The sequence below is a fragment of the Companilactobacillus bobalius genome, assembly GCF_002179915.1.
Lineage (GTDB): Bacteria > Bacillota > Bacilli > Lactobacillales > Lactobacillaceae > Companilactobacillus > Companilactobacillus bobalius.
Genome location: NZ_MYFM01000005.1, coordinates 185236 through 208637, shown reverse-complemented (window position 1 = coordinate 208637; position 23402 = coordinate 185236). Strand labels below are relative to the sequence as shown.

Genomic DNA, 23402 nt, shown 5'->3' with positions numbered 1-23402 from the left:
CAGAAATGCTCTATTTTTTTGTTTTTAGATTTGACAGAATGCCAATTAATCGTAAGCTTAAGACTGTTAAGCTTAGAAAGACAAGCAAATTTAGGGAGATTATTATGAAGAAAATTAAAATAGCTATTTGGGGAATTAACGTTGTTTTAATTGCAGTTATTCTTTTTCTAGTTTTGGGAAACGGCTTCAAGAATAATGACAATAAAAATGATTACAGCACTTATACTGTTCAACGAGATAATACTAATTATTTCAATGGTATTGTCCAAGAAACTGACAAAAAAGTAGTTAGCGATGAACCCAAATCACAAGACGAGACTTTAGTCGCAACACATGTTACGAACGGTCAACGCGTTACTAAGGGTCAGGTACTATTCAGCTTTTACAAAGACATGAGTAGTGACATCAACAGTGTTAACGCTGAGATTCATCAGGCACAATTGGCCATTCAAGAGTACAATTCATCAGATAAAAAGACAGATGATCAGATTGAATTGAGCAAGAATCAAGAGATGTTATCGGAAGCTCAAGCTAAGCTGGCTAAACTTAATCAAGCACAGAACCGTCAAGTAACAGCACCAATCGATGGTACTTACTATAAGGATGATACGGGGCGTGAATTCATTTATGGTGCTCCAGTTATTCAAGGTAACGTCAACGAGTATAGTTTGGATAAGATCAAGGTTGGCGATGACGTAACAGTAGTTGAGAACGACGGAACTAAGATTTCGGGTAATTATGAACAAAAGGATAGTATTCCTTACAGTACACATAATGTTTCTTACTATCATTTCCGCGTTTCAACAGAAGAGAAGTTGCCATACGGGATGCACGTTCAATTGAAGACTGAATCAGACGGTTACAAAATTCCAGAAAGTGCCGTTTGGTCTGGAGATACAGTTTATCTTTTGAAGAATAATAAAAAACATAAACGTACACTTGCTATGACGAAAAAGGGTCACTATTACTATGTAATGGACGGAATTAAAACTGGCGACAAATTAGTTTTGAAATAGGACGGTGGAGTAATGCTAAAAGTTACTAATATAGGTAAGACTTATGGCAAATTCACCGCTCTGGAGAATATCAATCTGGAAGTGGCTGATGGAGAGTTTCTAGCTATCATGGGTCCTTCTGGATCAGGTAAATCAACTTTGATCAATATCTTAGGATTATTGGATCAAAGTTATACTGGTGAATATTTGCTGAAAAATAAAAATTATAAAACGGTCAGTGATAACTTTCTGTCACGTATTCGAGGCGACCAATTAGGATTCGTCTTTCAGAACTTTAAATTGTTGACGACTTATAATGTTTACGAAAATATTGAAGTACCGCTTATTTATAGTAAGAAAGAACAAAATAATAAGCGTGAATTAATTGAAGATGTGATAGAAAAAGTTGGTTTGAAGGGGAAAGAAAAGAATCTTCCTTCTGAATTATCCGGTGGTCAACAACAAAGGGTTGCGATTGCCAGGGCTATTGTCAATCATCCTAATTTGGTAATTGCTGATGAACCAACAGGTGCCTTAGATTCAAAGACCAGTAAGGAAATCATGGATATTTTTACTAAACTTAATCAAGATGGCACAACGATTATCATGGTAACTCATGATAGTGAAGTAGCTGAATACGCTATGAGAACTGTATATATTCGTGATGGTCGTCTATATAACGATGAAAAGAGCGTGAAAAAATCATGACAGATAAAATTTTGATCGCTTTTAAATCCATTGGGAAGAATAAGAATCGTAATTTTCTAACCATGTTAGGAATCATTATTGGAATTGCCAGCGTTATTTGTATTTTGGCAATTGGGGATGGCTTTGCACATACTGTGACTAAAGGTATGGGTAATCACAATACTCGTAACAAAGTCGTTATTATGTACCAACCAACCACAGATGATAATACTGATGGAGGATTCACTAATAATGATGAAGCCGTTTTGGAGAAAATACCTGGAGTTGAACAGGTTAAATTAGCTAGTAGTGTCGTTGAAGCGGGTGCTAAAGCTCAATATAAGACTAAGAATGTAACAATGAGTTTGAATAAACAACCCAAACATTTGAAATTAGCAAAAGGTGATTATTTTCAAATGAGTGGAGCTTCAAACGGAGTTTATATTTCAGAAGATTTGGCCCACAAATTGTTCAAAAAGAATGTGCTAAACCGTTTGATTTCAATTGATGGCACAGTTTTTGTTGTTCAAGGAATTTATCACATCAGTGATATGAATTATCGTCCAGATGCTTATGTTTCTAAGACAATCTTTAAACAACTGTTTGCTAACCAAATTTCCAAAGATGAAGCTCGTTTGTCAGTTGCACCTAAAGCTAATAAGAAATGGATTGGCAAAAGAGCAGTTAAACAAATGAAAAAGATGGGTGAACAAAAGAATATTGGTACCTATGAAGTTTCTAACCCTGACCAAGTAAGTAAGCAATTTACGAAGATTTTAAATGATATTACTTACTTCATTGCCTTCATTGCTGGAATATCATTATTGATTGCTGGTATTGGAGTTATGAATGTGATGTATATAACGGTGTCAGAACGTCGTAAAGAAATTGGAATACGTCGAGCTTTCGGTGCTACTTCGAATGATATTAGAAATCAATTTTTGATTGAGAGTGTCGTTTTATGTGTAATTGGGGGAGTTATCGGAATTATTTTCGGATACTTATTAGTAGCGATAATTAATGCATTCTTACCATTCAAAGCCGTTATAACGGCCTATGCATTAATTCTCTCCTTATCAGTATCGACTGCAGTTGGTTTGATCTTCGGATTCATTCCATCAAATAAAGCTGCTAAATCAGAATTAGTAGGACTCTTGAAAGAAGAATAGGGGAAAATATGAAAAGATTATATGAATTAGATAAGGTGTCACGCTTCGGGATATTCCTGATATACTTCTTTATGACAGTTGCTAGTATGCTAGTGACTGATTCTAATTTGAGCCAGATGCCAGCAATGGGTAAGTATTTGAAATTAGTTCTCTTTGCTTTAGGAGCATTGATAATTTTTGCAATTATCTATGGTTTGTTTGTCCTATTGTTAAAGAATAATAATAATTACAAACCAGCTTTATTAGTTAACATGGCGCTATGCTTGGCTCTAGATGGATTGTTGTCAGCAATAGTTTATCTTATTGCTGGTAAAAGTAATATTTGGGTCAACGGGATTGTTGGGTTTATTAGTTTAGGTGGATTAGCACTTCTTAACTGGAAGACTTTAGAAGTACCACAGTCTGATAAAATCAAAATCACAGTTTTAACAGCAATCGTGTTTGTTCTGTCATTATTTTAAAAGGTGAGATAAATGAATGATTATTCGCAAATTAAAACAGAGTTAGATCGTTTAAATATTCAATTTCAATTAATCGAACATCCAGCTGTTTTTACGGCTGAAGAAGCTGATAAATATGTTGCCAATATTCCTTGTATGAGAACTAAGTCATTATTTTTAACTGATAAGAAAAAGACATCTTATTACTTAGTTTTTGTAAGAGATGATCAACGATTGGATATGAAAAAATTTGCGCAGATAGTAGACAAAAAGCATCTCAAGTTTGCATCGGATCAATCTTTATTAGAAAAATTGAGAATTAAATCAGGTTCCGTTTCTATTTTTAGTTTGTTGAATAATGAGACTAAAGATGTACAAGTTTATTTTGAAAAATCAGTTGTGAGTGGATTGCCATTGACCTTTCACCCGAATGACAATACGAAAACAATGTTGTTAAAACCAGAAGATCTATTTAAATTTTTGAAGAGTATTGGATTTTCTTATCAAATAGTTGAATTGTAAAAAGTCAGGGCAGATTGTCTTGGCTTTTTTGCTACAGTCCATGCGATAATGCCGGTAAAGGGGTGAGATGATGAAAAAGGTACTTTTGTTTTTAGCTTTAGCAATGCTAATTTTTCCATTGTCTGCGTGTAATAATTCAAAACCATCTAATGCTGACAAAGCGGATACCTCAGTAAAAGAGACTGGTTTAAATAAAAAAACGATTAGTCAAAATAGAGTTGCTTGGCAGAAGAAAACTTCAGGACTCAAGTCGGTCTATAAAGATGGTTATTCGGGAGATTATATTGGTGTAGCTTTTAACATGAAAGAATTGCTGAATCAGGCCTCCAATGATAAAAATTATGCTGTTGTTGAGGGGACTATTTGTAATTTAGAATCGATGAAGGGTCCCAAAGGGGTGTCACTGACTAAAACGACCATCTATGTCGACAAAGTCATCAGTGGGAAAAAATCTCTCAATAGAAAAGTTATTCAAGTTCCATTAAAGGGTGGAATAATTTCCACGGATGATTATTATCTTGATGCCACTACTAATAAAACTAAGCAAAACTTGCTAGTACAAGAGAAATTAGCACCATTGCCCAAAATTGGTGCGCAAGTAATTATTAGATTAACGAAAGTGGATTTTAGTGAGAAGAATTCATTTAACAATTATTTAGAGAAAGCACATTTTAGTACTCAAAAGTCATATCAACCAATGTTGGAACGGTTCAATTATTGGATCAAAAATCCGAGTGCTAAAGAGTTTGTCTTGGCTAATAGTTTATACGAAAATCAACAAGAAATTTCTGAAGAATATCGTGCCGCACAGTTCCAAAAATTGACCGATCAACTCAACGAAAAATTTAATAAATAAAACTTTTTCCTTATGAATTTCTAACAAATAATTCTGTATTTTATATAAACAAAAAGCGGTACAATAACGCTTTCTTCCGTGCGATAATTGGTGCGAGGAGAAATTGCGATGAGAAAAACACTAATGATTTTGACCTTGTTAGTATTCGTATTACCGCTTTCCGCATACAGTGTTAATACAATTAAAAATTCTTTCTATCATAATTCTAAAGATAGTTACATTACAATAAAAGAAAACCAGCGTAAATGGAAAAAGCAAACTGCTAAAGCTGATATTGTTCACAGTGAAGGTAATAGTAGGGAGAAAGTTCCTGTTGGAATTTCTTTGGATAATCTAAAAAATTACAATAAAGCTGTTATCAAAGGGACTATTTATAATTTGGAAAAGATGCGGAGCCCTAAAAGTATGGCTTACACCAAGGCTTCAGTTCATATTGATAAAGTTATTAGTGGCGACAAGTCTTTGAAAAATAAGATCGTCTATTTAGCTTTAGATGGTGGTTTAGTTTCATTTGACGATTGGTATAGTGAAAGTAAGCATAAAGCGTATGGTCACAATATGCTAGTTAAGAATGATGAATTTCCTTTGCCTGCAATTGGATCCAAAATTATCACAGGTTTGATTCCAAACAACTTGGATGAGCCGATTGAATTGAACAATGATTTAAAACGAAGTGGTTTTACTAGTAAGAATTCCTTTGCTATCAATACACCACAGTATAATTTCTGGGTAAAAGAACCTAATGCCAAAGAGTATCGTTTAAATAATCCGACATTACGTAAGAAAACCGTTAATGGTGATTATTTGGCAGAATCTTTACAGCAATTGACCAAAGAAATTAACAAAAAATTTAATGACGAGAAACCAAAAGAGCACCGGTAATCATAGATTACTGATGCTCTTTGTTTAGTTATTCATTAATTCATTTAGTAACTCTTTAGCTGATTCGTGAAGGCTGTCTTTAGATTTGTCGTAGCCTAGATGAGTGTAAATTTCTCCAACGTAAACTTTATCTTGATAGAGTTTATTGAAGACTTTGTCGATAATTGGACGTGTACGTTCTTCTTCCTGTACTGGTCCAAATGGATTGGCGAAGAAAGTAGTACTCATTCCAACTTCATCTGTTGTTCCCAAAGCCTTACGTTTTCCAGAAATGAAAGTAGCTTTAGCTTTTTCTTCATCAGGGAATTGATGCAATCCAATTTCGGCATCGTAATTATTAGCGTAAACCCACATGTCGATGGAATGATGTTCAACCACATGTTTGTAGGTATTAGCAGGTAAAATAACACGAGCGTTTTTCAATTCTGGATTCAAGTAGATACCTCGATCCATATTATTGAAAGCTACGGAACTGCTTAGATCATCAAGACGGACGAATGCACCCGTTTCAGTACCTTGGGCATAAACATTACCTTTTTCATCAAAGGCAAAACTACCCATGTCGTCAAAAATTGTCTCGATGTTAATGATTTCATCATCAGCAACTTCTTGTAGAGCCTCGATGGATTCAGACTTGCCGGCACCAGAATCTCCGAAGAAGACAACAGATTTAGTTTTACCATTTGAAAAACTAATTTTAACCATTGAACCGTGAATTGGTAGTCGATCTTCGTAAATCATATGGAGATTATGAAGAGTTAAACACATCTTCTTCATGTAACCGAAATAAGTTGTTTTATCGTTATAAGGAACTTCGCCGACCCAGATATCGTTAGCTTCATCATGATAATAATGACTGACGCCACCTTCAGTTTCACTTAAACCAAATAGTAAAATTTCGTCTGGCTTTTGGCCTGCAATACTTTCTCTATCAGCGACTTCGAATAAGTTGGCTAAAGCAATGCCACTGACGAAATAGTCACGATGGAAGTAAATGAAAGTTAGACTCTCACCAATTTTGGCAGGGAAGCAATACCAATCTTGTTGAGTACCATCGAATTTTTCAAGAGGATTGTCGAGTACTTCGCTGAAAGTACCCTCACGTTTATTACTCTTAGTATGCATCATCATTGGCGGACGAAGCATTAGGGTATCTAGGAATCTGATGCTTTCGAGTGATTGATATTTTTGAGGGGTATTCCATTTAATAGTTTGGGTAAGGACACAAGCGTTAGTTCCAGCATTTACTTGACGATAAGTGCGGTTGGTAAAGCCTTGAAGTTTTTCTTCAATTGCACGGTAAAGATGAATAACGACTTCGTTAAAGTGATTATCAATATTCATGAAGTCACTTTTGGCAATGGCGCTATCATGTTTATTGATCAAAGAGACTCTGAAGTAGGAACGGTAGTATGAATAAAAATCTTCGATACTTTTCAGAATTTGTTCGTTACCATATTTTTCATAGTTATCTTTATCGTCAATCAAAATGGCTTTCAAAATATTGATATAAGTCTTGGCATCTAGACCTTCGACCTTATTGGTAACAGCTAATTGGCTTTCGTCTAAATATAAATGAACAAGATTGTAAAATCCCTGACTATTAATTAGTTGAAAAACATCTTGAATGTATTCTTCATTGTAATTAATCACAGCGACTGAACGGTCTGGATTTATGTAAAAGGCGTTAGATTCAACGGCCTTGGATGATAATTCTGACATACTAGGTTCTCCTTTCAATTCGTGAACTTAGGTAACAGTTTATATTAATATTCTGTAAACTGGTAGTACAAAATTAAAATCAATTTAATAAAAAATGTAGCTTGTGACTGATACATAAGGAAAAATATATAGAAAAATATTTTATTCGAAGAAAAAAGTTATTTTATTAGAAGATATGTAATGCTATCAAAAATTCCGTCTTCCACAAAAATTGAAAATGCTGGTGGAACGCTGTGGGCATTTTGGATCTTCAAGATCAGCCTCATTGTAACCGGCAAAGCCGCTAACAATGACCTCACAGCTGACCGCATTTTCAACTTTTGTTCCAGACTAGTAAACGGTTCTATTTATTATTTTTATAATAAAAAAAGCAGCATCCATTTAGAAAACAATAGGACGCTGCTTTAAATTTTAAAATTGTTTATTCACCTAAGATTTGGCTGTAACTTGTAACGGTATTAACACCATTATCACGTTCAAGCATTGTTAAGCTTGAGTTCTTAGGACTTTGTGTTAAGTCGAATTTACCATGACCATAACGCTCTGTAATAGAACGGATAGTTGTTCCATGTGTAACCAATAGAATCTTGTCACCATCTTTAGCAACTTGATCAATCTTTTCAAAACCACGATCAACTCTAGTCCAGTATTCCTCAGCGTTTTCAGCATCGTGGAACGGATCAGCGTCTTTCATGAAGTCTCTTGTAGCATCAAGTCCATATTTAGAAAGGATATCACCAAAAGTTCTTTCACCATGTGGTTGACCAACGATGAACCAAGCTTCAGAAGAATTCATACCTTCGAAGTAGCCGTAGAATTGTTCTCTGAATTCCATTAATTTAGTGGGATTAAGTTGTTCACGGTTCTTATTGTCATCAACGATCAACTTGCAAGTGTCAATTGCTCGACGTGCGTCTGATGAAAAAGCAGCATTAAAGTCAACATCTTTTAAAGCTTTAGCAGCTTTCTTAGCAACTTCTAGACCCTCAGGTGCAAGGGGAGTATCAGACCAACCTTGCATTTTATTGTATTTATTAAACCAAGTTTTACCATGGCGAATCATGTAAATTTGGTATTTAGCCATTAGTGCCCTCCTCAAAGTTTGTAAGTTAATTTTACTACACTAGAGAAGAGATTGATTGTATTTTGTAACTCGGTTAACACCATTATCACGTTCTAGCATTGTTAGACTGGCATTTGCCGGTACGTCATTTAATTCAAAATCACCGGCTTTGTAGCGATATGCTAATCCTAAAATAGTAATACTGTGAGTCACTAATAGAATTTTGTCACCATCTTTGGCAATTTGATCAATTTTTTTAAATCCACGTTCGATTCGATTCCAATATTCAGTGGCATCTTCAGCATCGTGTAATGGATCAGCTTCTTTAACGAAATCCATTGTGGCATCAAAGCCATAATTTTGAACGATTTGAGCAAAGCTTTTGGCATGATGTGGTTTACCTATAACGAACCATGATTCATCAATTCCACGACCTTCATAGAAGCCATAAAATTGTTCTCTAAATTCTGACAGTTCCTGAGGTACTAAATTATTTCGGTTTCTTCTGGTAATAATACGACAAGTGTCAACGGCTCGTTTCATATCCGAAGTCAGTGCAGCTGCAAAATCAACATTCTTCAGTGATTCAGCTGCTTTTTGTGCGACTTCAACACCATCATTAGTTAAGGGTGTATCGGACCAACCCTGCATCTTCTGATATTCGTTGTACCAAGTTCTTCCATGTCTAACTAAATAAATTTGATATGCCATTATACATGCCTCCTAGCACAACAATTCTACTATAAACGAAGCTCATCTTTAGTAATTTTGCTTGTGATTGTGTAAAGTAAACTTATGAGTGGATTTGGAGGTAATCATATGAAAATAGCTGTAATTGGAGCAAATGGTAAGGAAGGTTCCTTAATCGTTAAAGAGGCAAAGGAACGAGGATTGGATGTTACTTCTATCGTTCGCAATAGTAAGAAGTCGCCAACTGATAAGTATTTAGTTAGGGATGTTTATAGTTTGCAAGCCGAGGATGTTAAAGATTTTGACGTATTAGTTGATGCTTTAGGTTTCTTTGGTCCTAATGTTAAAGAATATGTACCAGCCACAAAGCATTTAATTGAAATTTTGAATGGTAGTGCAACAAGATTATTGGTCGTTGGTGGGGCAGGATCGCTCTATCTTGATTCAAACCATACCAAACAACTTTATCAACAAGATGATTTTCCTGAAGCTGTTAAACCTTTGAGTGAGGAAATGGGTAAGTCATTAGATGAACTACGCCAGAGCTCAATCAATTGGACTTTCATTAGTCCAGCGGCATCTTTTGATGCTAAAGGCGAACGTACAGGTAAGTACGTTTTAGCCGGTGAAGAATTGACTTTTGACAAAGATGGTAAATGTGAAATTAGTTATGCAGATTTTGCAATTGCTATGGTTGATGAAATTATTAATGCAAAACATCAAAAAGAACGCATTAGCGTTAGATGGTAGGTAAAAAGATGAATATCCTTGTAACTTATACCAGTATGACAGGACGTAATGAGAAAATTGCAAAACATTTAGTTGATTATTTGGAAAAGCATGACGCTGATGTAACTTTAGAACAAATGATTGAGACCGATGCTTTTGCTTTGGACAGCTATGACGCCGTTATAGTTGAAACATATACTTATAACGATGGAGAAGTTCCCGATGAAGCACAAGATTTCTATGATGATCTAAAGGATGTTGATTTGAATCATACGAAGTTTGCTGTCTTAGGTTCTAGTTCAAAACAGCACATTCATTTTGGACGTGCAGTCGATTATTTCACTATGCAACTTAACTCTAGTAATGGTGAACAAGTTGCCGATTCCGTGAAGATTGATCAAGATCCTGATGAGGATGATTTCAAACGAGTTGATCAATTAGCAGATTATGTTTTAAAAAGCTTAAAATAACGAAATAATAGGCGAGATAATCAGGATTGATTATCTCGCCTTCTTTTTTATACGTAATTTTGAAATTCAGTTTTGTTGTGAACTTTCTCGGAGAAATCAGTAAAGATCTGTTTTGATAAATCAATTCCACGGCTCTTTGTGATGTACCAGGATAGGACTTGAATAGGAAGTCCACCCAAGAATGGAACTTTGGTTTCATCAGCAATGTTCATCAGATTCAAAACTTTTTCTGAATTGTTTGGTTGGTCAGTATAATTGATTTCAAAAATGTGTTTAGTATATTGACTCTCATATCTGATCAACGAATCAGCTTTACTTTTAACGTTTGGTTTAGCATTAGTTGTAATGAAGAATAGTCGGTGTTCAGGGTTGATTGATAGATAAGGACCATGCATGAAGGCTTCCAGTTCATTGCCATCTGCTGGAACACGAACAGTTTCTGTGAATTTAGTTTCCAATTCTTTAATTGATCCCACGCTAGGACCATAGGCGATGCCAGAAAATTGATAAGCGTTTTGAAAGTCGGATTCATTTTCCTTGAAGAAATCAGTTGTTTTAGTAATTGTTTCATCAAAATGAGCGACGATATTCCTGAATTCCTCTAGTTCTGTACTTTCTTGATCTGTAGAGATTAGACCTTTTTTGACACCAACTCTCAATCCCAAAAGCATCAGACTCAAAACAGTAGCAGTAAATCCTAGTGAGACATAACCAACTTGTTCACGGCCAGTAAGTATATCAAGTGTTCTTTGACAAGCATCTGATAACTCTTTTCCTGGTTGACTAGTTACACCGATAGTATAGATGTTTTCTTCAGATAATTTCTTGATAGCATCAATGGTTGAAGTACTTTGACCACTTTGCGAAATACCAACAGCAACCTCTAAATTAGGGTCAACCATGTCGTAATTGCTGTAGTTATAGGGTTGTTGCAAATCAACAAGCACATTGGCCTTTTTCTCGATGTAATATTTAGCGCTTAAAGCGGCGTTATAGCTAGAGCCAATTCCTAATAACAACCAAGATTGGCTAGTTAACAATTTGCTGTCAATTACAGCATCAATTTGTTGAGGATAGGTATCCAAGATTTTAGTCATTACTGAGGCTTCTTGATTTATGTAGGTTAACATTGTTGGGTTATTCATTGTTTTTTCTCCCTTATATATAAATTATTCTGTTTTTTTGGCGCCACACGATTCACGAATTATTAGTTCTGGAAAATGGGTTTCTTCTGTATTTTCAAGCACATCATGATTCATTAATTGAAATAAATAATGAAGTGCTATTTTTCCCAGAGATTCGTTATGTTGGTTGACGGTTGTTATTCTAGGTACCATGAATTCACCATTAGGAAAAGAATCACAACTACCGACTGCAATATCATCAGGGGATTTTAAATTATGATCCTGTAAAGATCTAAAAATACCCCAAGCGACACGATCGTTTATGGCTACTACTGCATCAGGTAAGACTTCAATCGAATCGAATAAATGATTCATACCGTCATATCCAGATTGTGAATAATAGTCATTAAGAATAATCAATTTATCATCAATCTGAGAATAAATATTCATGATTTTTTTAAATGCTGTCAATCTCTGGGTAGTAACCTTAATTCCAGGCTCACCGCCAATAAAGGCTATCCTTTTATGTCCAAGTGCTAATAAGTGTTGGGTGATTAATTCAGCGCTGAGGAATTGATCTCTTTCTACAAATAGAGCTTTGCACCCTTTTACTTTTTGACCAATAATAACGATTGGTATTTGCTCATTTAATTCATTTAATGAATTTAAGTAGGTCTTATCGACAAGATCACGGTCAATTTCACCACCTAATAGTAAAACTCCATCAACATGTCGTTCAGAAATGTTTTTAAAGGCTTCAATCTCCAATTGGACATTGACTTCTGGAGCGTTTTTACTGGCGGTCATAGTGTTGATTAAGAGAAGCGTATAATTATTTTTACGACTGATGACTTCGATTTGAGATATTAAATCAGTGAAGTAAGGATTGTTGATGTCTGATACTACCACGGCCAAAGTTTGAGTTTTGTTGGAAACCATACCACGAGCTAACATGTTAGGCTGGAAATTATTATTGGCTATTACTTTTTTGATTCTTTCACGTTTTTCTTTGGAGACGGAAGGACTGTTATTTAATACACGGGAGACCGTAGAGACTGATGTATCAGCCATTTTGGCTATTTCTTTAATAGTAATATTATTTTTCATAATTATAACCTCGTTGAATTAAATAAAGTGTAAAACAAACGAAAACAATAGACAAGATAAATTTGGTAAGGTTTCCAAAAACATGGTTGACATAATTATTGCATAGAATTAAGATTTAATTGTATTTGAAAGCGCTTAAACAAAAATAGGAACGTTTCCAAAAAAGGAAAAGCATATGAATAAAGACACAATATTGGCCATTGATATAGGAGGAAACAAAATTCTAATTGGTGAAACTGATTTGAATGGTGAAATTTTAAATAGAATTAAACAGCCATCTAATATTTCTTCTCAAAGAGCTGCCATTGAACAATTAATTGATATTATTGATGAATACATGGATAATTATGTTGTTGGTAATATCAAAGCAATATCTATTGATACAGTAGGACGGGTTAACAGCTATGATGGTATTTGGTATGAAATAGATCCCACTAACAAAGAGAAAATTAACATTTCTGAAATAATTCAAAGTAGATTTCAACTTCCATGTTATGTATTAAATGATTTGGTGGCAGCGACAGTAGCTGAAAATTTGCTTGGAATTGGTAACGCTACCAAAAATTTTATCTATTTAAGTATCGGAACTGGTATTGCGGGTAGAGCTGTTACTGATGGAAAAATTATTTTTGGCAAGGATTATGATGCTGGTGAATTTGGTCATATGGTCGTGGATTCGGAAAGCAATGTCAAATGTATTTGCGGTCGTAAGGGATGTGTAGAGCCATTGGCTTCAGGTCTGGGCATGTCTAACAGAGCTCATGAATTATTAGAGGATTATAAAACCAACCTAAAAGTATTACCAAATGAACGAGTATCGGCTAAAGATTTATTTGATGCTTATGATCTGAAAGACCCTCTAGCTTTAGTAGTTGTCAATCAATCGCTCCAAGCCACTAGCAATATGGTTATGAATCTTGTGAGAATTATGAATCCTCAGGCAATTCGATTTGGTGGTGGAGTAACTACTGGTGGATGGTATTTAGAACATTTACAAAAATTCTTGGAACCACAAACAATGCGATTTGTTAAATATGGTGTTAAGAATTCAAAATTAAATCCTAACTTAATAACTTTAAAGGGATGCGCATTATTTGCTATCGAAAAGCTAAATAGTAAGGAGCAAAGAATATGTCAACAGTCGATAAACTATTAGAACAAACTAACTTGCTTCACCAATTAATAAAAATTCCTGAAGGTATTGATTCAAAAGAAATGGTTAAAAAAATTTCTAGAAAAAAAGTAATTGGTCCATCTAAAGAAAACGAATGGAAGCACGTGGGTAGAGGTAGTTTGGAGAAAGAATCAGACGGTGGTTTTATTTTAGAATCTCCCACAAGATTTGATACATGGGCTCCAGGAGATCCTACTGATGGAGATTATGTTGGCTATGGAAATACTAAAGCAACGTTAATGATCGACCATGAAAACTGGGAAAACTATAATCGCATATCATTTGTGATTGATTCTGAATGCACCAATGTCATTAATCCTAATGTAATTTTTGAAATTCATAATCAAGGTAAACAAAGAATACCTGATCAATACAATCGAGAAGGTTATCATGTTATCAACTTGAGTAATCATTTAAAAAAGACGTACTTTTTGAATATATCAGATTTACCAAGAGATGAGATTACCGAAATTGATTTTAATTGGGAAGCTAACGGTTCTTATATGAACATTTCGGGTAAATATAATGTCAAAATTAAAGAAATTGAGTTACAGAAAATTGATGATTATGTAACTACGCAAGGCTGGACACCAGATGGTATTAGTTACTCTCATGATGGTTACGAAAATGGTGAAAGCAAGATTGCGGTAATAAATGATCGAAATGATAGTAATGAATTTTCTATTATTGATGCTAATTCTAAAAAGAATATTTATAACGGAAAAATAAGACAAATTCAAAATGATATGGGAATTTTTAAGGTGCTGGATTTTTCTGAAGTAAAAAAATCTGGAGATTACCAAATCGTATGCGGAAGTCTAGCAACAAGATCATTTAGGATTGGTTCATATAGAAATATCTGGGAGAATACTGTTCCTAAGGTCTTGAATTTTATATATGGAGAACGTTGTGGTTTTCCGATACCGGGAATTCATGGGACCTGTCATGAAGATGTAGTGGCTCAAAAAGATAATAAAACTATTAGTTATAATGGAGGTTGGCATGATGCGGGTGATTTATCACAACAACTAATTCATACAGCAGAAGCAACTCAAGCCTTATTTAAGATGGCTGAGAATGTTAAAAATACAAAATTATCAAAAAGGTTAGTTGAAGAGGGATGCTGGGGAATAGATTTTATTCTCAAAACGGACTTTGGAAAAGGATTTCATGCTACTAGTGCTGGAGTATCTAGGTGGACTGACAATAAGATTGGAACGATGGATGATGCTACTGCACGTGTCCATGATAATCCTTATGAAAATTTTCTGTTGAGCAGCATTTTAGCTGATATTGTTCAACAGAATAATTTGGATTTTGAGATGCAAAAACGCTTGGCCGATTTGGCAGTTTCATATTTTGAAGTGGCGTTGAATAAATTTAAACGAAGTCCATATGAAGAAGAACCGGTCATGTGGGAACATACCTACAGTACTTCTAAATCAATTTATGATGCAACTATCGTTATTGCGGCAGGTCACTGTTATCAAATAACGAACGATGGACGATATTTGAGTGTACTGATTGAATTTATGAATCGTATGATAAATTGTCAGGAATCTGATGGAATTACTTTAACTGATAAGACTATCCTAAAAGGAATGTTTTACCGCGATGCTAAACATAAAGTATTTCAACATTTTAATCATCAGGCTCGTGAGGCCTTGTTTGTCCAAGCTTTTGAGATATCCTTGAAGCTCCCTGTATCGGATGTTTTACATGATATTTGGTGTGAACGTGCAAGAGATTATGGCAGTTATTTATTATTCCTAAAGAAATTCACTTATCCTTATCCAATGATTGCAAGTGGCGTTTATTTTGAGACGGAAAATTTGGATAAAGAAAGTTTCAACAAACAGCATCTCTTAATTGATAACACTGCGTATCAAGATTACAAAGAACAATTGAAACAAGGAGTACAAATTTCTAAAGGACTTTATGTTAAAAGATTTCCGGTCTGGTTCTCTTTTAGGGGTAATAATGCTGTACTTTTATCAATGGGGAATTCAGCGGCAATTATGGGAAGAGTTCTTAAAAATAATGACTTGCTAAATTTAGCCAATGGACAATTACGCTGGATTATAGGGAATAATCCGTTTGATCAGTCATTGATGTTTGGCGAGGGTCATAATTATCAACAAGAGTACTCCACTTCATCAGATGATATGATAGGAGAATTACCTGTAGGAATTGAAACAAAGGGTAATAAAGACGTACCATATTGGCCACAATTCAATAATGCAACGTATAAAGAAGTTTGGATAGTTTCGGCTACGAAATGGCTATCCACCGTTTCGGAACTTTTAAAGTAAAAAATTGGAAATCTTAAATAGATTTCCAATTTTTTATTTATTTAGTAAATGAGCTCCACATGATTCACGTATTATTAGTTCAGGCAAATCGTTTGTTTCAATTGTTTCGAAGTCCTTGTTTTCAATTAAATTAAACAAGTAAAACAGTGCAATTTTTCCAAGTTTTTCATTATGCTGATTAACAGTTGTAATTCTGGGAATCATAAACTCACTACCTGGAAATTCATCACAGCTACCAAGGGCAATATCAGTAGGCACTTCTATTTGATGATCTTGTAAGCAACGGATAGCTCCAAAAGCCACTTGATCGTTAATGGCCACTATGGCTTCTGGAAGAGGCTTTCTGGAATTAAGCAACTCAGTTATAGCGTCATATCCCGACTGAGTATAAAAATCCGTTAAGATAACTTGCTGATTTTTAGATGGAGAATAGATATTTAGAACTTTTTTAAACTCGTTAACCCTTTGACTAGTGACCCTAATGCCGGGCTGGCCTCCGATGAATGCTAAATTTTTATGCCCCAAAGCTAATAAGTGTCTAGTAATAATAGAAACACTCTGAGATTGATTTCGTTCCACGAACGTTGCATTACAACCGTTAACCTTTTGACCAATAATAACGACAGGAATGTGTTCGTTCAAGATATTTAAGGCTTCGATATAATTTTTATTAATTTCTTCTTTATCAATTTCCCCACCCAAAATAAGAACGCCGTCAACCTTACGTTCCTCAATACTTTGAAAAGCGTCAATTTCAATTTGCACACTATTTTTGGAATTATTACCAGCAGTCATGGTGTTAATTAATAGAAGTGTGTATCCAGATCTATGAGCGATCTCACCGATTTGGGAAAGTAAATCAGTGAAATAAGGATTGTTAATGTCTGAAATTACTACTGCTAAGGTATTTGTTTTTCTGGAAACCATACCACGAGCCAGCATACTTGGTTGGAAGTGTGTTTGTTCAATGATATTCTTGATTTTTGCACGTTTAGCAGGAGATACAGAAGGACTATTATTTAGAACTCTAGATACAGTAGATACTGAGGTACCAGAAAGTTTGGCGATTTCCTTTATTGTTATGTGGGCCATGTGAGTCACTCCAATCTATAAGAATAATTCTAGACCTTATATAATATCATGACAATAATTTTATTTGGTAATGTTACCAAATATATATTGACACTGAATAGTAAGGTGATACAATGAATTTGTTGAATGAAAGCGCTTATTTCGACTATTAAACAATTTGGAAACGTTACTATATAAAATTTAAGGTTCAAAAAGACTTATTGATATTATAAATTGTGAGATTGAATAATTAGCACATTAGGAAAAATTTTTACTTTAATATTACTAAGGTTTCAAGCTCTAAGGGTTAATTTACAAAATTATATTTTTACGACAGAATTTTATTTTAGTAATGAATATATTTTTTTAAAATTAATTGGTAACGTTACCAATTAATAATGAAATTATTTAATTTTGAATCTAAAAATTGGTTATACGGAGTGAAGGTTCCAAATTGTATAAGAGGATAACAAATTATGTTATTGAGAATAAACCTTAAAGTTTCGAAATAAGTATAATTCTCAGAACTAAATGAGGAAAAAATAAGAGGAGTTTTATCATGAGTAAAAAAATGGGGCTAGTTTTGATGAATTTATTTCAAAACATTTGTTGCCTATTGCTGAAATATTAAGTCAGTTTAAACCCTTGAAGGCTATCCGTGATGGTATTGCTATGAGTATGCCATTAATCATTGTTGGATCAATCTTCTTAATTGCAGGGAGCTTTCCTATTGATGCTTGGACTACATGGATTGCAGCTACGTCGATTCGTGGTATTGCAATAGCAGATTTATTTAATAAGATTGTTAATGCTTCATTTGGCCTATTGGGAGTTATCAGTTGTTATGGTATTGCATCTAGCTATGCAGCATATCATGAAACTGATGGTCAATCAGCTGGTATTATCGCCATTGCTTCATATTTCGCCATTACACCTAGTATTTTTACTAGTGGTAAAGTGATTTCAGAAGGAATGCCTTATGATTACCTTGGTTCGAAGGGATTATTCATTGCCATCATTATTGGTTTAATTACTGGTGGTATTTTCCAATGGTTTATTAATCATGATATTCAAATTAAAATGCCAGAAACAGTGCCTTCAGCTGTATCAAAAAGTTTTAGTGCATTGATTCCCGGAGCTGTAATCATTTCATTGTTTGGTTTAATTTATGCAATCTTTGGATGGTTAGGTTTAGGAAACGTTCATGATTTATTACTCCATGTATTATCTAAACCATTAGGATTTTTAGGTGGAACTCTAGGCGGAACATTGATAGCTGTATTCCTAAACAGTGCTTTCTGGTTCATCGGTATTCATGGTTCAAGTATTGTTAATAGTATTATGTCACCAATTTGGTTAATGAATACTGATGCTAACCGTGTTCTTTTTAAAGCTGGTAAATTAACTTTAGCTCATGGTGGAAAAATTATTGCCGCTCCATTTATTGATAACTTTGTTTACATGGGTGGTGGTGGTGCCACTCTTGGATTAGTATTGGGTATTGCAATTTTAGTAAGTATGAAAAAGGCAAGTAAACAACTACAAGTTTTAGCACCAATTACTGTAACTCCAGGTATTTTCAATATTAATGAGCCAACCATGTTTGGTATGCCTATTGTTTTGAATACGAGTTTGATAATTCCTTTCCTAATTGCACCAATGTTCAATGCATGTACAACTTATTTTGCAATGGCCATGGGAATAGTTCCATTATGTATCGGAGCGGTTGTTCCTTGGACAATGCCTCCAATTATTTCCGGATTCCTTGCAACAAACAGTTTTATGGGATCAGCACTTCAGGCCTTTAATCTTGTTATTGATATTCTAATTTATCTACCATTCTTAATGGCACAAAATAAGCAACAAAAGATTCAAGAAGCTGCAGCCGAAGGCATAGATTTATCTAAAGAAGCATAGAAAATTAAGCTCTAGTAAATGGAGAGGAAGATAAAAATGGGAAAATTAGGGGTATCTGTTTATCCTGAAAGATCAACTTATGAGAAAGATATGGCATATCTAGATTTGGCTGCAAAGTATGGCTTTAAAAGGGTCTTTACTTCATTACTAGAAATAAAAGGTAATAAGGATGAAGTTCTATCAGAGTTCAGGAAGGTAGTAAATCATGCCAATTCCTTGGGTATGCAAGTAATTATTGATATAAATCCAGGCCTTTTCAAACAATTAGGAATCAGTTATGACAATTTATCTTTTTTTCATGATTTGGGAGCCTGGGGTATTAGATTGGATGTAGGTTTCAATGGTTTGGCAGAAGCTCAAATGACGCATAATCCATATGGACTAAAAATTGAAATTAATATGTCTCAAGGTACTAAACAAATTGATAATATCATGTCATTTTCACCTGATAAAGATAATCTTTTAGGATGCCATAACTTCTATCCACATCGTTTTTCAGGTTTAGGAGTAGATTTTTTTAAGCAAACGACAGAGTCATTTAACAAGTATGGAATTAACACGGCAGTCTTTGTTAATTCTCAAAATGCCACATTTGGCCCATGGCCAACACAAGATGGATTACCAACAATAGAAAATCATCGTGGATTAGAAATTGCAACCCAAGTTAAACATTTGGTACTTATGGGTTCTATTAATGACATTATTATTGGAAATGCTTATGCAAGTGAAGATGAATTAAAAGAAATGAGTGAAGCCTTTAATTCGCTTTATCCAGTTATAAAAGTTTCTCCCATTTCTGATATAACTCCGTTGGAACGTGCAATAGTATTTGATAATCAACATACATATCGTGGAGATCGTAGTGAGTACATTATAAGAAGTTCTGAAATGCGTATGAAATATGCTAAAGAGGATATTCCAGCACATAATACTAGTGATATCAAGCGCGGAGATATTTTGATTGATAACAATGATTATGGACAATATAAAGCGGAAGTAGAGATTGCTTTGCAATCGATGCCTAACGATGGACGTGCAAATGTGGTGGGGCATATAACTGAAAAGGAATTATTCTTGCTTGATTATCTAAAACCTTGGAGTAATTTTAATTTGAGTAATGAAGATAAATTATAGAATCTATGGAGATGTTGAATTATGGAAAAATTAACAATAATGTTAGCTTGTGGAAACGGTATGTCAACAAGTTTACTTGCTAAAAGAATGCAAGATGCCGCTGATAAACAAGGATTAGATGCAGTAGTATTTGCGGGAGCAGTTAAAACAATTCCTAGTGAAATGGATAAGAAACATCCGGATGTAGTATTGATTGGACCTCAAGTAAGATATGTAGTTCCTGAATTGAAAGAAAAATTAGATGTACCCGTTGAAATGATCAATACTATGGATTACGGAATGATGAATGGTGAGAATGTCTTGGAAACTGCTAAAAAACTTGTTGCAGCAAGTAAGTAATTAAATTAAGAAAAGAGACTAATTGAAATGGAATATGCAGCTGAACTTTTTCCAGTATTATCTGAATATAATAATGATTCCCTAGGTACATTATCTAAATTAAAGGATATGGGTTATAGAGGAATTGAAATGTTTGGTGTGTCAAAATTTTCAGCTGATGAATTAAAACAAATAATCGATCAAAGTGGCTTAGTATTAACAGGATATCAATTACCATGGAGAGAGATGCAGGCGTCAACTTTAACCTCTACGATTAATTATCAACAGAGACTTGGTAATAAACATTTAATTATTGATGCTTTAGGTGGTCCATGGGAATCAGGTCACAAAGTTACGGAAAATACTGTTGAAATGTGGAAAAAGCATACTAAAAGAATTAATGAAATCAATAAGGAACTGATTGATTGTGGTATGGATCTAACATATCATACGCATGCATACGATTATGGTGAACCAATAGAAAATACGGTTCCATCCTTGGAAATTTTATTAAAGTATATAGATGATAGTGTGGGAATTGAAGTTGATACAGGAAATTGTATTGAAGGTGGCCAATCACCTGTGGTATATATAAATAAACTAAAAAATCGAGTTCAATTTGTACACTGTAAACCATATTCCAAGTTGTTACGATATGATGTGCCTTTAGGATCAATTAAGGATGAAAATAAATGGTCTGACATTAAAAAAGCTGCCGAATGTAGTGGTACTGATTGGTTAGTAGTTGAGCCGGAATCAACAAAACTAGGAAATATATTTGATGTAATGAATGATTCGTTAAAAGAATTAATTAAGTATCAATAGTATTTGGTGGTATTTTGGATAATACAAAATAATTAATAATAGGACATATCAAAATGCCCTATTTTTTTGTCTTGTTTAGGCTTTTTTACTCCTATATCATGTAGATATACAAGTAAAAAGGGGGTTAAGGGGATGGAAACCATCATGGTATTAATTTTGATGGCATCTTTAGTTGCTATTTTTGTTTATGCTTTTAAATGGTTTAAACATAGACAAAATACTAAAGTCAGACAACGTGATCAAAAGAAATTATTGATTAGTGTTGCTATTATGGTTATTTCTTTTATCGCAGTTGGAGTTACAGGAGAGAGTACGGAAAAGAGTTCTAGTTCCGATAGTTCCGCTAAGACGGAGAAGGTGTCTAAGAAAACCGAATATGTAGGCAAAGACAAATACAATATTGCGAAAAAAGAGAATGTGGCTTTGATTGCTAAAGAGAAGAAATTGTCTAAGCAAGAAGATAAACTACAGAATCAACGGGATGATATAGAGACTAAAGAGGCCGAGGCTAAGCAAAAAGCTGAAGAGGAACAAGCCGCTGCTAAGAAGCAAGAAGAAAAGCAGGCCAAGGAAGCTCAGAAACAACAAGAGGCCGCTCAAAAGCAACAACAAAAACAGGCTCAAGAAGCACAACAACAGCAACAAACTCAGCAGCCACAACAAGAACAATCGCAACAATCTAGTTCTCAACAAGGGGATATGAACACAGCCAGTTCGGGAACAATTATTGGTAATTCAAGAAGTCACATTTATCACGTGCCTGGTCAGCGAGGATACAATATGAATTCGTCTAATGCTGTCCGTTTCAATACAGAGCAAGATGCTATCAATGCTGGTTATAGGAGGTCTAAAGTCTAATGAAAAAAATTACTAAATTATTAGTTTTGTTGGCGTTAGTTCCTTCTGTAACGGCTTGTGCTAATGAAAGTCAGGCTGCGGAAAACAGTCATAGTAAAGTAGAAATAGTAAAGAACTATTCTTATCAAAAGAAAACTAAGAAATTAGTAGCTAAGAATAAGAAGCTTAAGAAGTCAATTGAGTCGTTGCAAGATAAGATTTCAGATGATCAAAAATTTATCGATAAGCATAACAATAAGACAACTCAAAGTACATCTAATACATCTGATTTAGCTAATCTAGATTATAATGGAACTCAAGAAATTATCGTCAATGACAATAAGCCCAATTTTTCACAGGAAGATTTGAGCACAGCTAAAGGTGCTTGGGATCAATATGGTGACTTGGATAATTTGAATCGGGTAACAGCTGCTAATGCTTTGTTGAACGTATCAAAAATGCCATCAGCTAAGAGAGAAGCATTACATTGGAATCCAACTGGGTGGCATAATAAACGGATTAGCGGTGGTTGGTTGTACAATCGTAGTCATTTGATTGGTTACCAATTAACAGGTCAGAATAATAATCCTAAGAATCTGATGACAGGAACACGTTCATTAAATAGTCCAGAGATGTTGGCCCATGAAATGGATATTGCTTATTATTTAAAACAAAGTAGTTCTCACTATATTAGATATCGTGTCACACCAATCTTTAGAGGAGATGAATTGTTGGCTCGTGGTGTTCAGATGGAAGCTCAATCCATTGGTGACAATGCAGTTCATTTCAACGTTTATATATTCAATGTTCAATCAGGCGTTACTATAAATTACGCAGATGGAACGAGCAAAGTTGGTTAAAAATAAAAAATCGGTCTAATCAAGACCGATTTTTTTATTGATTGAATCTACGAGCTGGATTCAAACTGTCTTGTTTGTGACCTTTAATGATTTCATCTTCTAAGGTAATTCGACGTTTCAACTCATCTAAGTTATTTTGAGCCTGGGTGACGTTATCTTGAGCCTTTTGTTCCTGTTTAATAAGTAATTTATGTCTCTTAATCAAAGCGCCTTTGCCATTTTTTTGACTCAGTTCGATATATTCTTTAATTTCAGCAATAGGCATGCCTAGTTCACGAAAAAATTTAATGCCTTCAAGCCAAGTTATTGACTCATCATCAAATACACGTTGATTTTCAATATTTCTCTTTAGAGAGGGAATCATATTCAGTTCCGCATAGTAACGAATTGTGGCAACAGGTAGGTTAACTTTTTTACTAGCTTCAGAAATTTTGAACATATGATCACACCTTTCTTGATGCGACCTTATGATGACACCTTTTCGAGTTAAAAGTTTAA

Annotated in this window: 25 protein-coding genes; 18 read left to right on the top strand and 7 right to left on the bottom strand. The window is 34.4% G+C overall.

Annotation, left to right across the window (positions count from 1 at the left end):
- The first annotated feature begins 104 nt into the window (after positions 1–104).
- The 7 genes from LKACC16343_RS09065 (at position 105) to LKACC16343_RS09035 (ending at position 5551) form a co-directional block, all read left to right on the top strand.
- Positions 105–1016 carry an efflux RND transporter periplasmic adaptor subunit gene (locus LKACC16343_RS09065; protein ID WP_056950923.1) on the top strand — a complete coding sequence of 304 codons (912 nt, stop codon included), beginning with the start codon at positions 105–107 and terminating at the stop codon, positions 1014–1016.
- 12 nt (positions 1017–1028) lie between these two features.
- Positions 1029–1703, top strand: a complete 675-nt coding sequence (locus LKACC16343_RS09060; RefSeq protein WP_056950925.1) for an ABC transporter ATP-binding protein — start codon at positions 1029–1031, stop codon at positions 1701–1703.
- Positions 1700–2851, top strand: coding sequence for an ABC transporter permease (locus LKACC16343_RS09055; RefSeq protein WP_056950927.1), 1152 nt, complete (start codon positions 1700–1702; stop codon positions 2849–2851). The genes LKACC16343_RS09060 and LKACC16343_RS09055 overlap by 4 nt, the downstream gene beginning before the upstream one ends.
- Before the next feature lie 8 nt (positions 2852–2859).
- Positions 2860–3312, top strand: a complete 453-nt coding sequence (locus tag LKACC16343_RS09050) for a hypothetical protein (protein WP_056950929.1) — start codon at positions 2860–2862, stop codon at positions 3310–3312.
- Positions 3313–3324: 12 nt separating this feature from the next.
- A complete protein-coding gene (locus LKACC16343_RS09045) occupies positions 3325–3813 on the top strand; it encodes a prolyl-tRNA synthetase associated domain-containing protein (protein WP_056950931.1) in 489 nt (162 codons plus the stop codon).
- A 67-nt stretch (positions 3814–3880) separates the two neighbouring features.
- Positions 3881–4669, top strand: a complete 789-nt coding sequence (locus LKACC16343_RS09040) for a hypothetical protein (protein WP_143444218.1) — start codon at positions 3881–3883, stop codon at positions 4667–4669.
- A 108-nt stretch (positions 4670–4777) separates the two neighbouring features.
- Positions 4778–5551 (top strand): hypothetical protein, encoded by a 774-nt coding sequence (locus LKACC16343_RS09035; RefSeq protein ID WP_056950934.1) that lies wholly within the window; start codon positions 4778–4780, stop codon positions 5549–5551.
- Between the two features lie 24 nt (positions 5552–5575).
- Here LKACC16343_RS09035 and LKACC16343_RS09030 read toward each other — a convergent pair whose 3' ends face one another.
- A complete protein-coding gene (locus tag LKACC16343_RS09030) occupies positions 5576–7273 on the bottom strand; it encodes a radical SAM protein (RefSeq protein WP_056950937.1) in 1698 nt (565 codons plus the stop codon).
- A 180-nt stretch (positions 7274–7453) separates the two neighbouring features.
- Here LKACC16343_RS09030 and LKACC16343_RS14175 point away from each other — a divergent pair, with 180 nt between their 5' ends.
- Positions 7454–7681, top strand: coding sequence for a hypothetical protein (locus LKACC16343_RS14175; RefSeq protein WP_143444215.1), 228 nt, complete (start codon positions 7454–7456; stop codon positions 7679–7681).
- A 13-nt stretch (positions 7682–7694) separates the two neighbouring features.
- Here the strand turns inward: LKACC16343_RS14175 and LKACC16343_RS09025 are convergent, their stop codons facing one another.
- Together LKACC16343_RS09025 and LKACC16343_RS09020 are read right to left on the bottom strand one after the other, a co-directional pair.
- Positions 7695–8357: a histidine phosphatase family protein gene (locus tag LKACC16343_RS09025; RefSeq protein WP_056950939.1), complete on the bottom strand. Its 663-nt coding sequence runs from the start codon at positions 8355–8357 to the stop codon at positions 7695–7697.
- A gap of 39 nt (positions 8358–8396) precedes the next feature.
- Positions 8397–9047: a histidine phosphatase family protein gene (locus LKACC16343_RS09020; protein ID WP_056950941.1), complete on the bottom strand. Its 651-nt coding sequence runs from the start codon at positions 9045–9047 to the stop codon at positions 8397–8399.
- Between the two features lie 108 nt (positions 9048–9155).
- Between LKACC16343_RS09020 and LKACC16343_RS09015 the strand changes: the two genes are divergently transcribed.
- Positions 9156–9776 carry an NAD(P)-dependent oxidoreductase gene (locus tag LKACC16343_RS09015; protein WP_056950943.1) on the top strand — a complete coding sequence of 207 codons (621 nt, stop codon included), beginning with the start codon at positions 9156–9158 and terminating at the stop codon, positions 9774–9776.
- Positions 9777–9784: 8 nt separating this feature from the next.
- The gene (locus LKACC16343_RS09010; RefSeq protein WP_056950945.1) at positions 9785–10225 is read left to right on the top strand and encodes a flavodoxin domain-containing protein; all 441 of its coding nucleotides are present in this window, start codon (positions 9785–9787) and stop codon (positions 10223–10225) included.
- 47 nt (positions 10226–10272) lie between these two features.
- Here LKACC16343_RS09010 and LKACC16343_RS09005 read toward each other — a convergent pair whose 3' ends face one another.
- Both LKACC16343_RS09005 and LKACC16343_RS09000 read right to left on the bottom strand, forming a co-directional pair.
- Entirely contained in the window at positions 10273–11370 is a 1098-nt protein-coding gene (locus LKACC16343_RS09005; RefSeq protein WP_056950947.1) for an SIS domain-containing protein, read from the bottom strand.
- A 24-nt stretch (positions 11371–11394) separates the two neighbouring features.
- Positions 11395–12456, bottom strand: a complete 1062-nt coding sequence (locus LKACC16343_RS09000; protein ID WP_056950950.1) for a LacI family DNA-binding transcriptional regulator — start codon at positions 12454–12456, stop codon at positions 11395–11397.
- 175 nt (positions 12457–12631) lie between these two features.
- On the opposite strand from LKACC16343_RS09000, the gene LKACC16343_RS08995 reads away from it, so the two are divergent.
- Together LKACC16343_RS08995 and LKACC16343_RS08990 are read left to right on the top strand one after the other, a co-directional pair.
- Positions 12632–13612, top strand: coding sequence for an ROK family protein (locus LKACC16343_RS08995; protein WP_056950952.1), 981 nt, complete (start codon positions 12632–12634; stop codon positions 13610–13612).
- Positions 13588–15942 carry a glycoside hydrolase family 9 protein gene (locus LKACC16343_RS08990; protein ID WP_056950954.1) on the top strand — a complete coding sequence of 785 codons (2355 nt, stop codon included), beginning with the start codon at positions 13588–13590 and terminating at the stop codon, positions 15940–15942. The genes LKACC16343_RS08995 and LKACC16343_RS08990 overlap by 25 nt, the downstream gene beginning before the upstream one ends.
- A 33-nt stretch (positions 15943–15975) precedes the next feature.
- Here LKACC16343_RS08990 and LKACC16343_RS08985 read toward each other — a convergent pair whose 3' ends face one another.
- Positions 15976–17034: a LacI family DNA-binding transcriptional regulator gene (locus LKACC16343_RS08985; RefSeq protein WP_056950956.1), complete on the bottom strand. Its 1059-nt coding sequence runs from the start codon at positions 17032–17034 to the stop codon at positions 15976–15978.
- A gap of 573 nt (positions 17035–17607) precedes the next feature.
- Between LKACC16343_RS08985 and LKACC16343_RS08980 the strand changes: the two genes are divergently transcribed.
- The 6 genes from LKACC16343_RS08980 (at position 17608) to LKACC16343_RS08955 (ending at position 22904) form a co-directional block, all read left to right on the top strand.
- Positions 17608–18930, top strand: a complete 1323-nt coding sequence (locus tag LKACC16343_RS08980) for a PTS sugar transporter subunit IIC (RefSeq protein WP_056950958.1) — start codon at positions 17608–17610, stop codon at positions 18928–18930.
- Positions 18931–18966: 36 nt separating this feature from the next.
- A complete protein-coding gene (locus LKACC16343_RS08975) occupies positions 18967–20064 on the top strand; it encodes a DUF871 domain-containing protein (RefSeq protein WP_056950960.1) in 1098 nt (365 codons plus the stop codon).
- A gap of 21 nt (positions 20065–20085) precedes the next feature.
- Entirely contained in the window at positions 20086–20403 is a 318-nt protein-coding gene (locus LKACC16343_RS08970; protein WP_056950961.1) for a PTS sugar transporter subunit IIB, read from the top strand.
- Between the two features lie 27 nt (positions 20404–20430).
- On the top strand, positions 20431–21207 hold the full coding sequence (locus LKACC16343_RS08965; protein ID WP_056950964.1) for a sugar phosphate isomerase/epimerase family protein: 777 nt from the start codon (positions 20431–20433) through the stop codon (positions 21205–21207).
- Between the two features lie 132 nt (positions 21208–21339).
- A complete protein-coding gene (locus LKACC16343_RS08960; RefSeq protein WP_056950966.1) occupies positions 21340–22065 on the top strand; it encodes a sunset domain-containing protein in 726 nt (241 codons plus the stop codon).
- Positions 22065–22904, top strand: coding sequence for a DNA/RNA non-specific endonuclease (locus LKACC16343_RS08955; RefSeq protein WP_056950968.1), 840 nt, complete (start codon positions 22065–22067; stop codon positions 22902–22904). Before LKACC16343_RS08960 ends, LKACC16343_RS08955 begins: the two co-directional genes overlap by 1 nt.
- Positions 22905–22938: 34 nt before the next feature.
- Here the strand turns inward: LKACC16343_RS08955 and LKACC16343_RS08950 are convergent, their stop codons facing one another.
- Positions 22939–23343 (bottom strand): MerR family transcriptional regulator, encoded by a 405-nt coding sequence (locus LKACC16343_RS08950; RefSeq protein WP_056950971.1) that lies wholly within the window; start codon positions 23341–23343, stop codon positions 22939–22941.
- Positions 23344–23402 lie beyond the last annotated feature (59 nt).

Bases quoted from the DNA above. Each gene is read 5' to 3' on its own strand.
- LKACC16343_RS09065 (WP_056950923.1), top strand. From the start codon at position 105: ATGAAGAAAATTAAAATAGCTATTTGGGGAATTAACGTTGTTTTAATT.
- LKACC16343_RS09060 (WP_056950925.1), top strand. From the start codon at position 1,029: ATGCTAAAAGTTACTAATATAGGTAAGACTTATGGCAAATTCACCGCT.
- LKACC16343_RS09055 (WP_056950927.1), top strand. From the start codon at position 1,700: ATGACAGATAAAATTTTGATCGCTTTTAAATCCATTGGGAAGAATAAG.
- LKACC16343_RS09050 (WP_056950929.1), top strand. From the start codon at position 2,860: ATGAAAAGATTATATGAATTAGATAAGGTGTCACGCTTCGGGATATTC.
- LKACC16343_RS09045 (WP_056950931.1), top strand. From the start codon at position 3,325: ATGAATGATTATTCGCAAATTAAAACAGAGTTAGATCGTTTAAATATT.
- LKACC16343_RS09040 (WP_143444218.1), top strand. From the start codon at position 3,881: ATGATGAAAAAGGTACTTTTGTTTTTAGCTTTAGCAATGCTAATTTTT.
- LKACC16343_RS09035 (WP_056950934.1), top strand. From the start codon at position 4,778: ATGAGAAAAACACTAATGATTTTGACCTTGTTAGTATTCGTATTACCG.
- LKACC16343_RS09030 (WP_056950937.1), bottom strand. From the start codon at position 7,273: ATGTCAGAATTATCATCCAAGGCCGTTGAATCTAACGCCTTTTACATA.
- LKACC16343_RS14175 (WP_143444215.1), top strand. From the start codon at position 7,454: ATGCTATCAAAAATTCCGTCTTCCACAAAAATTGAAAATGCTGGTGGA.
- LKACC16343_RS09025 (WP_056950939.1), bottom strand. From the start codon at position 8,357: ATGGCTAAATACCAAATTTACATGATTCGCCATGGTAAAACTTGGTTT.
- LKACC16343_RS09020 (WP_056950941.1), bottom strand. From the start codon at position 9,047: ATGGCATATCAAATTTATTTAGTTAGACATGGAAGAACTTGGTACAAC.
- LKACC16343_RS09015 (WP_056950943.1), top strand. From the start codon at position 9,156: ATGAAAATAGCTGTAATTGGAGCAAATGGTAAGGAAGGTTCCTTAATC.
- LKACC16343_RS09010 (WP_056950945.1), top strand. From the start codon at position 9,785: ATGAATATCCTTGTAACTTATACCAGTATGACAGGACGTAATGAGAAA.
- LKACC16343_RS09005 (WP_056950947.1), bottom strand. From the start codon at position 11,370: ATGAATAACCCAACAATGTTAACCTACATAAATCAAGAAGCCTCAGTA.
- LKACC16343_RS09000 (WP_056950950.1), bottom strand. From the start codon at position 12,456: ATGAAAAATAATATTACTATTAAAGAAATAGCCAAAATGGCTGATACA.
- LKACC16343_RS08995 (WP_056950952.1), top strand. From the start codon at position 12,632: ATGAATAAAGACACAATATTGGCCATTGATATAGGAGGAAACAAAATT.
- LKACC16343_RS08990 (WP_056950954.1), top strand. From the start codon at position 13,588: ATGTCAACAGTCGATAAACTATTAGAACAAACTAACTTGCTTCACCAA.
- LKACC16343_RS08985 (WP_056950956.1), bottom strand. From the start codon at position 17,034: ATGGCCCACATAACAATAAAGGAAATCGCCAAACTTTCTGGTACCTCA.
- LKACC16343_RS08975 (WP_056950960.1), top strand. From the start codon at position 18,967: ATGGGAAAATTAGGGGTATCTGTTTATCCTGAAAGATCAACTTATGAG.
- LKACC16343_RS08970 (WP_056950961.1), top strand. From the start codon at position 20,086: ATGGAAAAATTAACAATAATGTTAGCTTGTGGAAACGGTATGTCAACA.
- LKACC16343_RS08965 (WP_056950964.1), top strand. From the start codon at position 20,431: ATGGAATATGCAGCTGAACTTTTTCCAGTATTATCTGAATATAATAAT.
- LKACC16343_RS08960 (WP_056950966.1), top strand. From the start codon at position 21,340: ATGGAAACCATCATGGTATTAATTTTGATGGCATCTTTAGTTGCTATT.
- LKACC16343_RS08955 (WP_056950968.1), top strand. From the start codon at position 22,065: ATGAAAAAAATTACTAAATTATTAGTTTTGTTGGCGTTAGTTCCTTCT.
- LKACC16343_RS08950 (WP_056950971.1), bottom strand. From the start codon at position 23,343: ATGTTCAAAATTTCTGAAGCTAGTAAAAAAGTTAACCTACCTGTTGCC.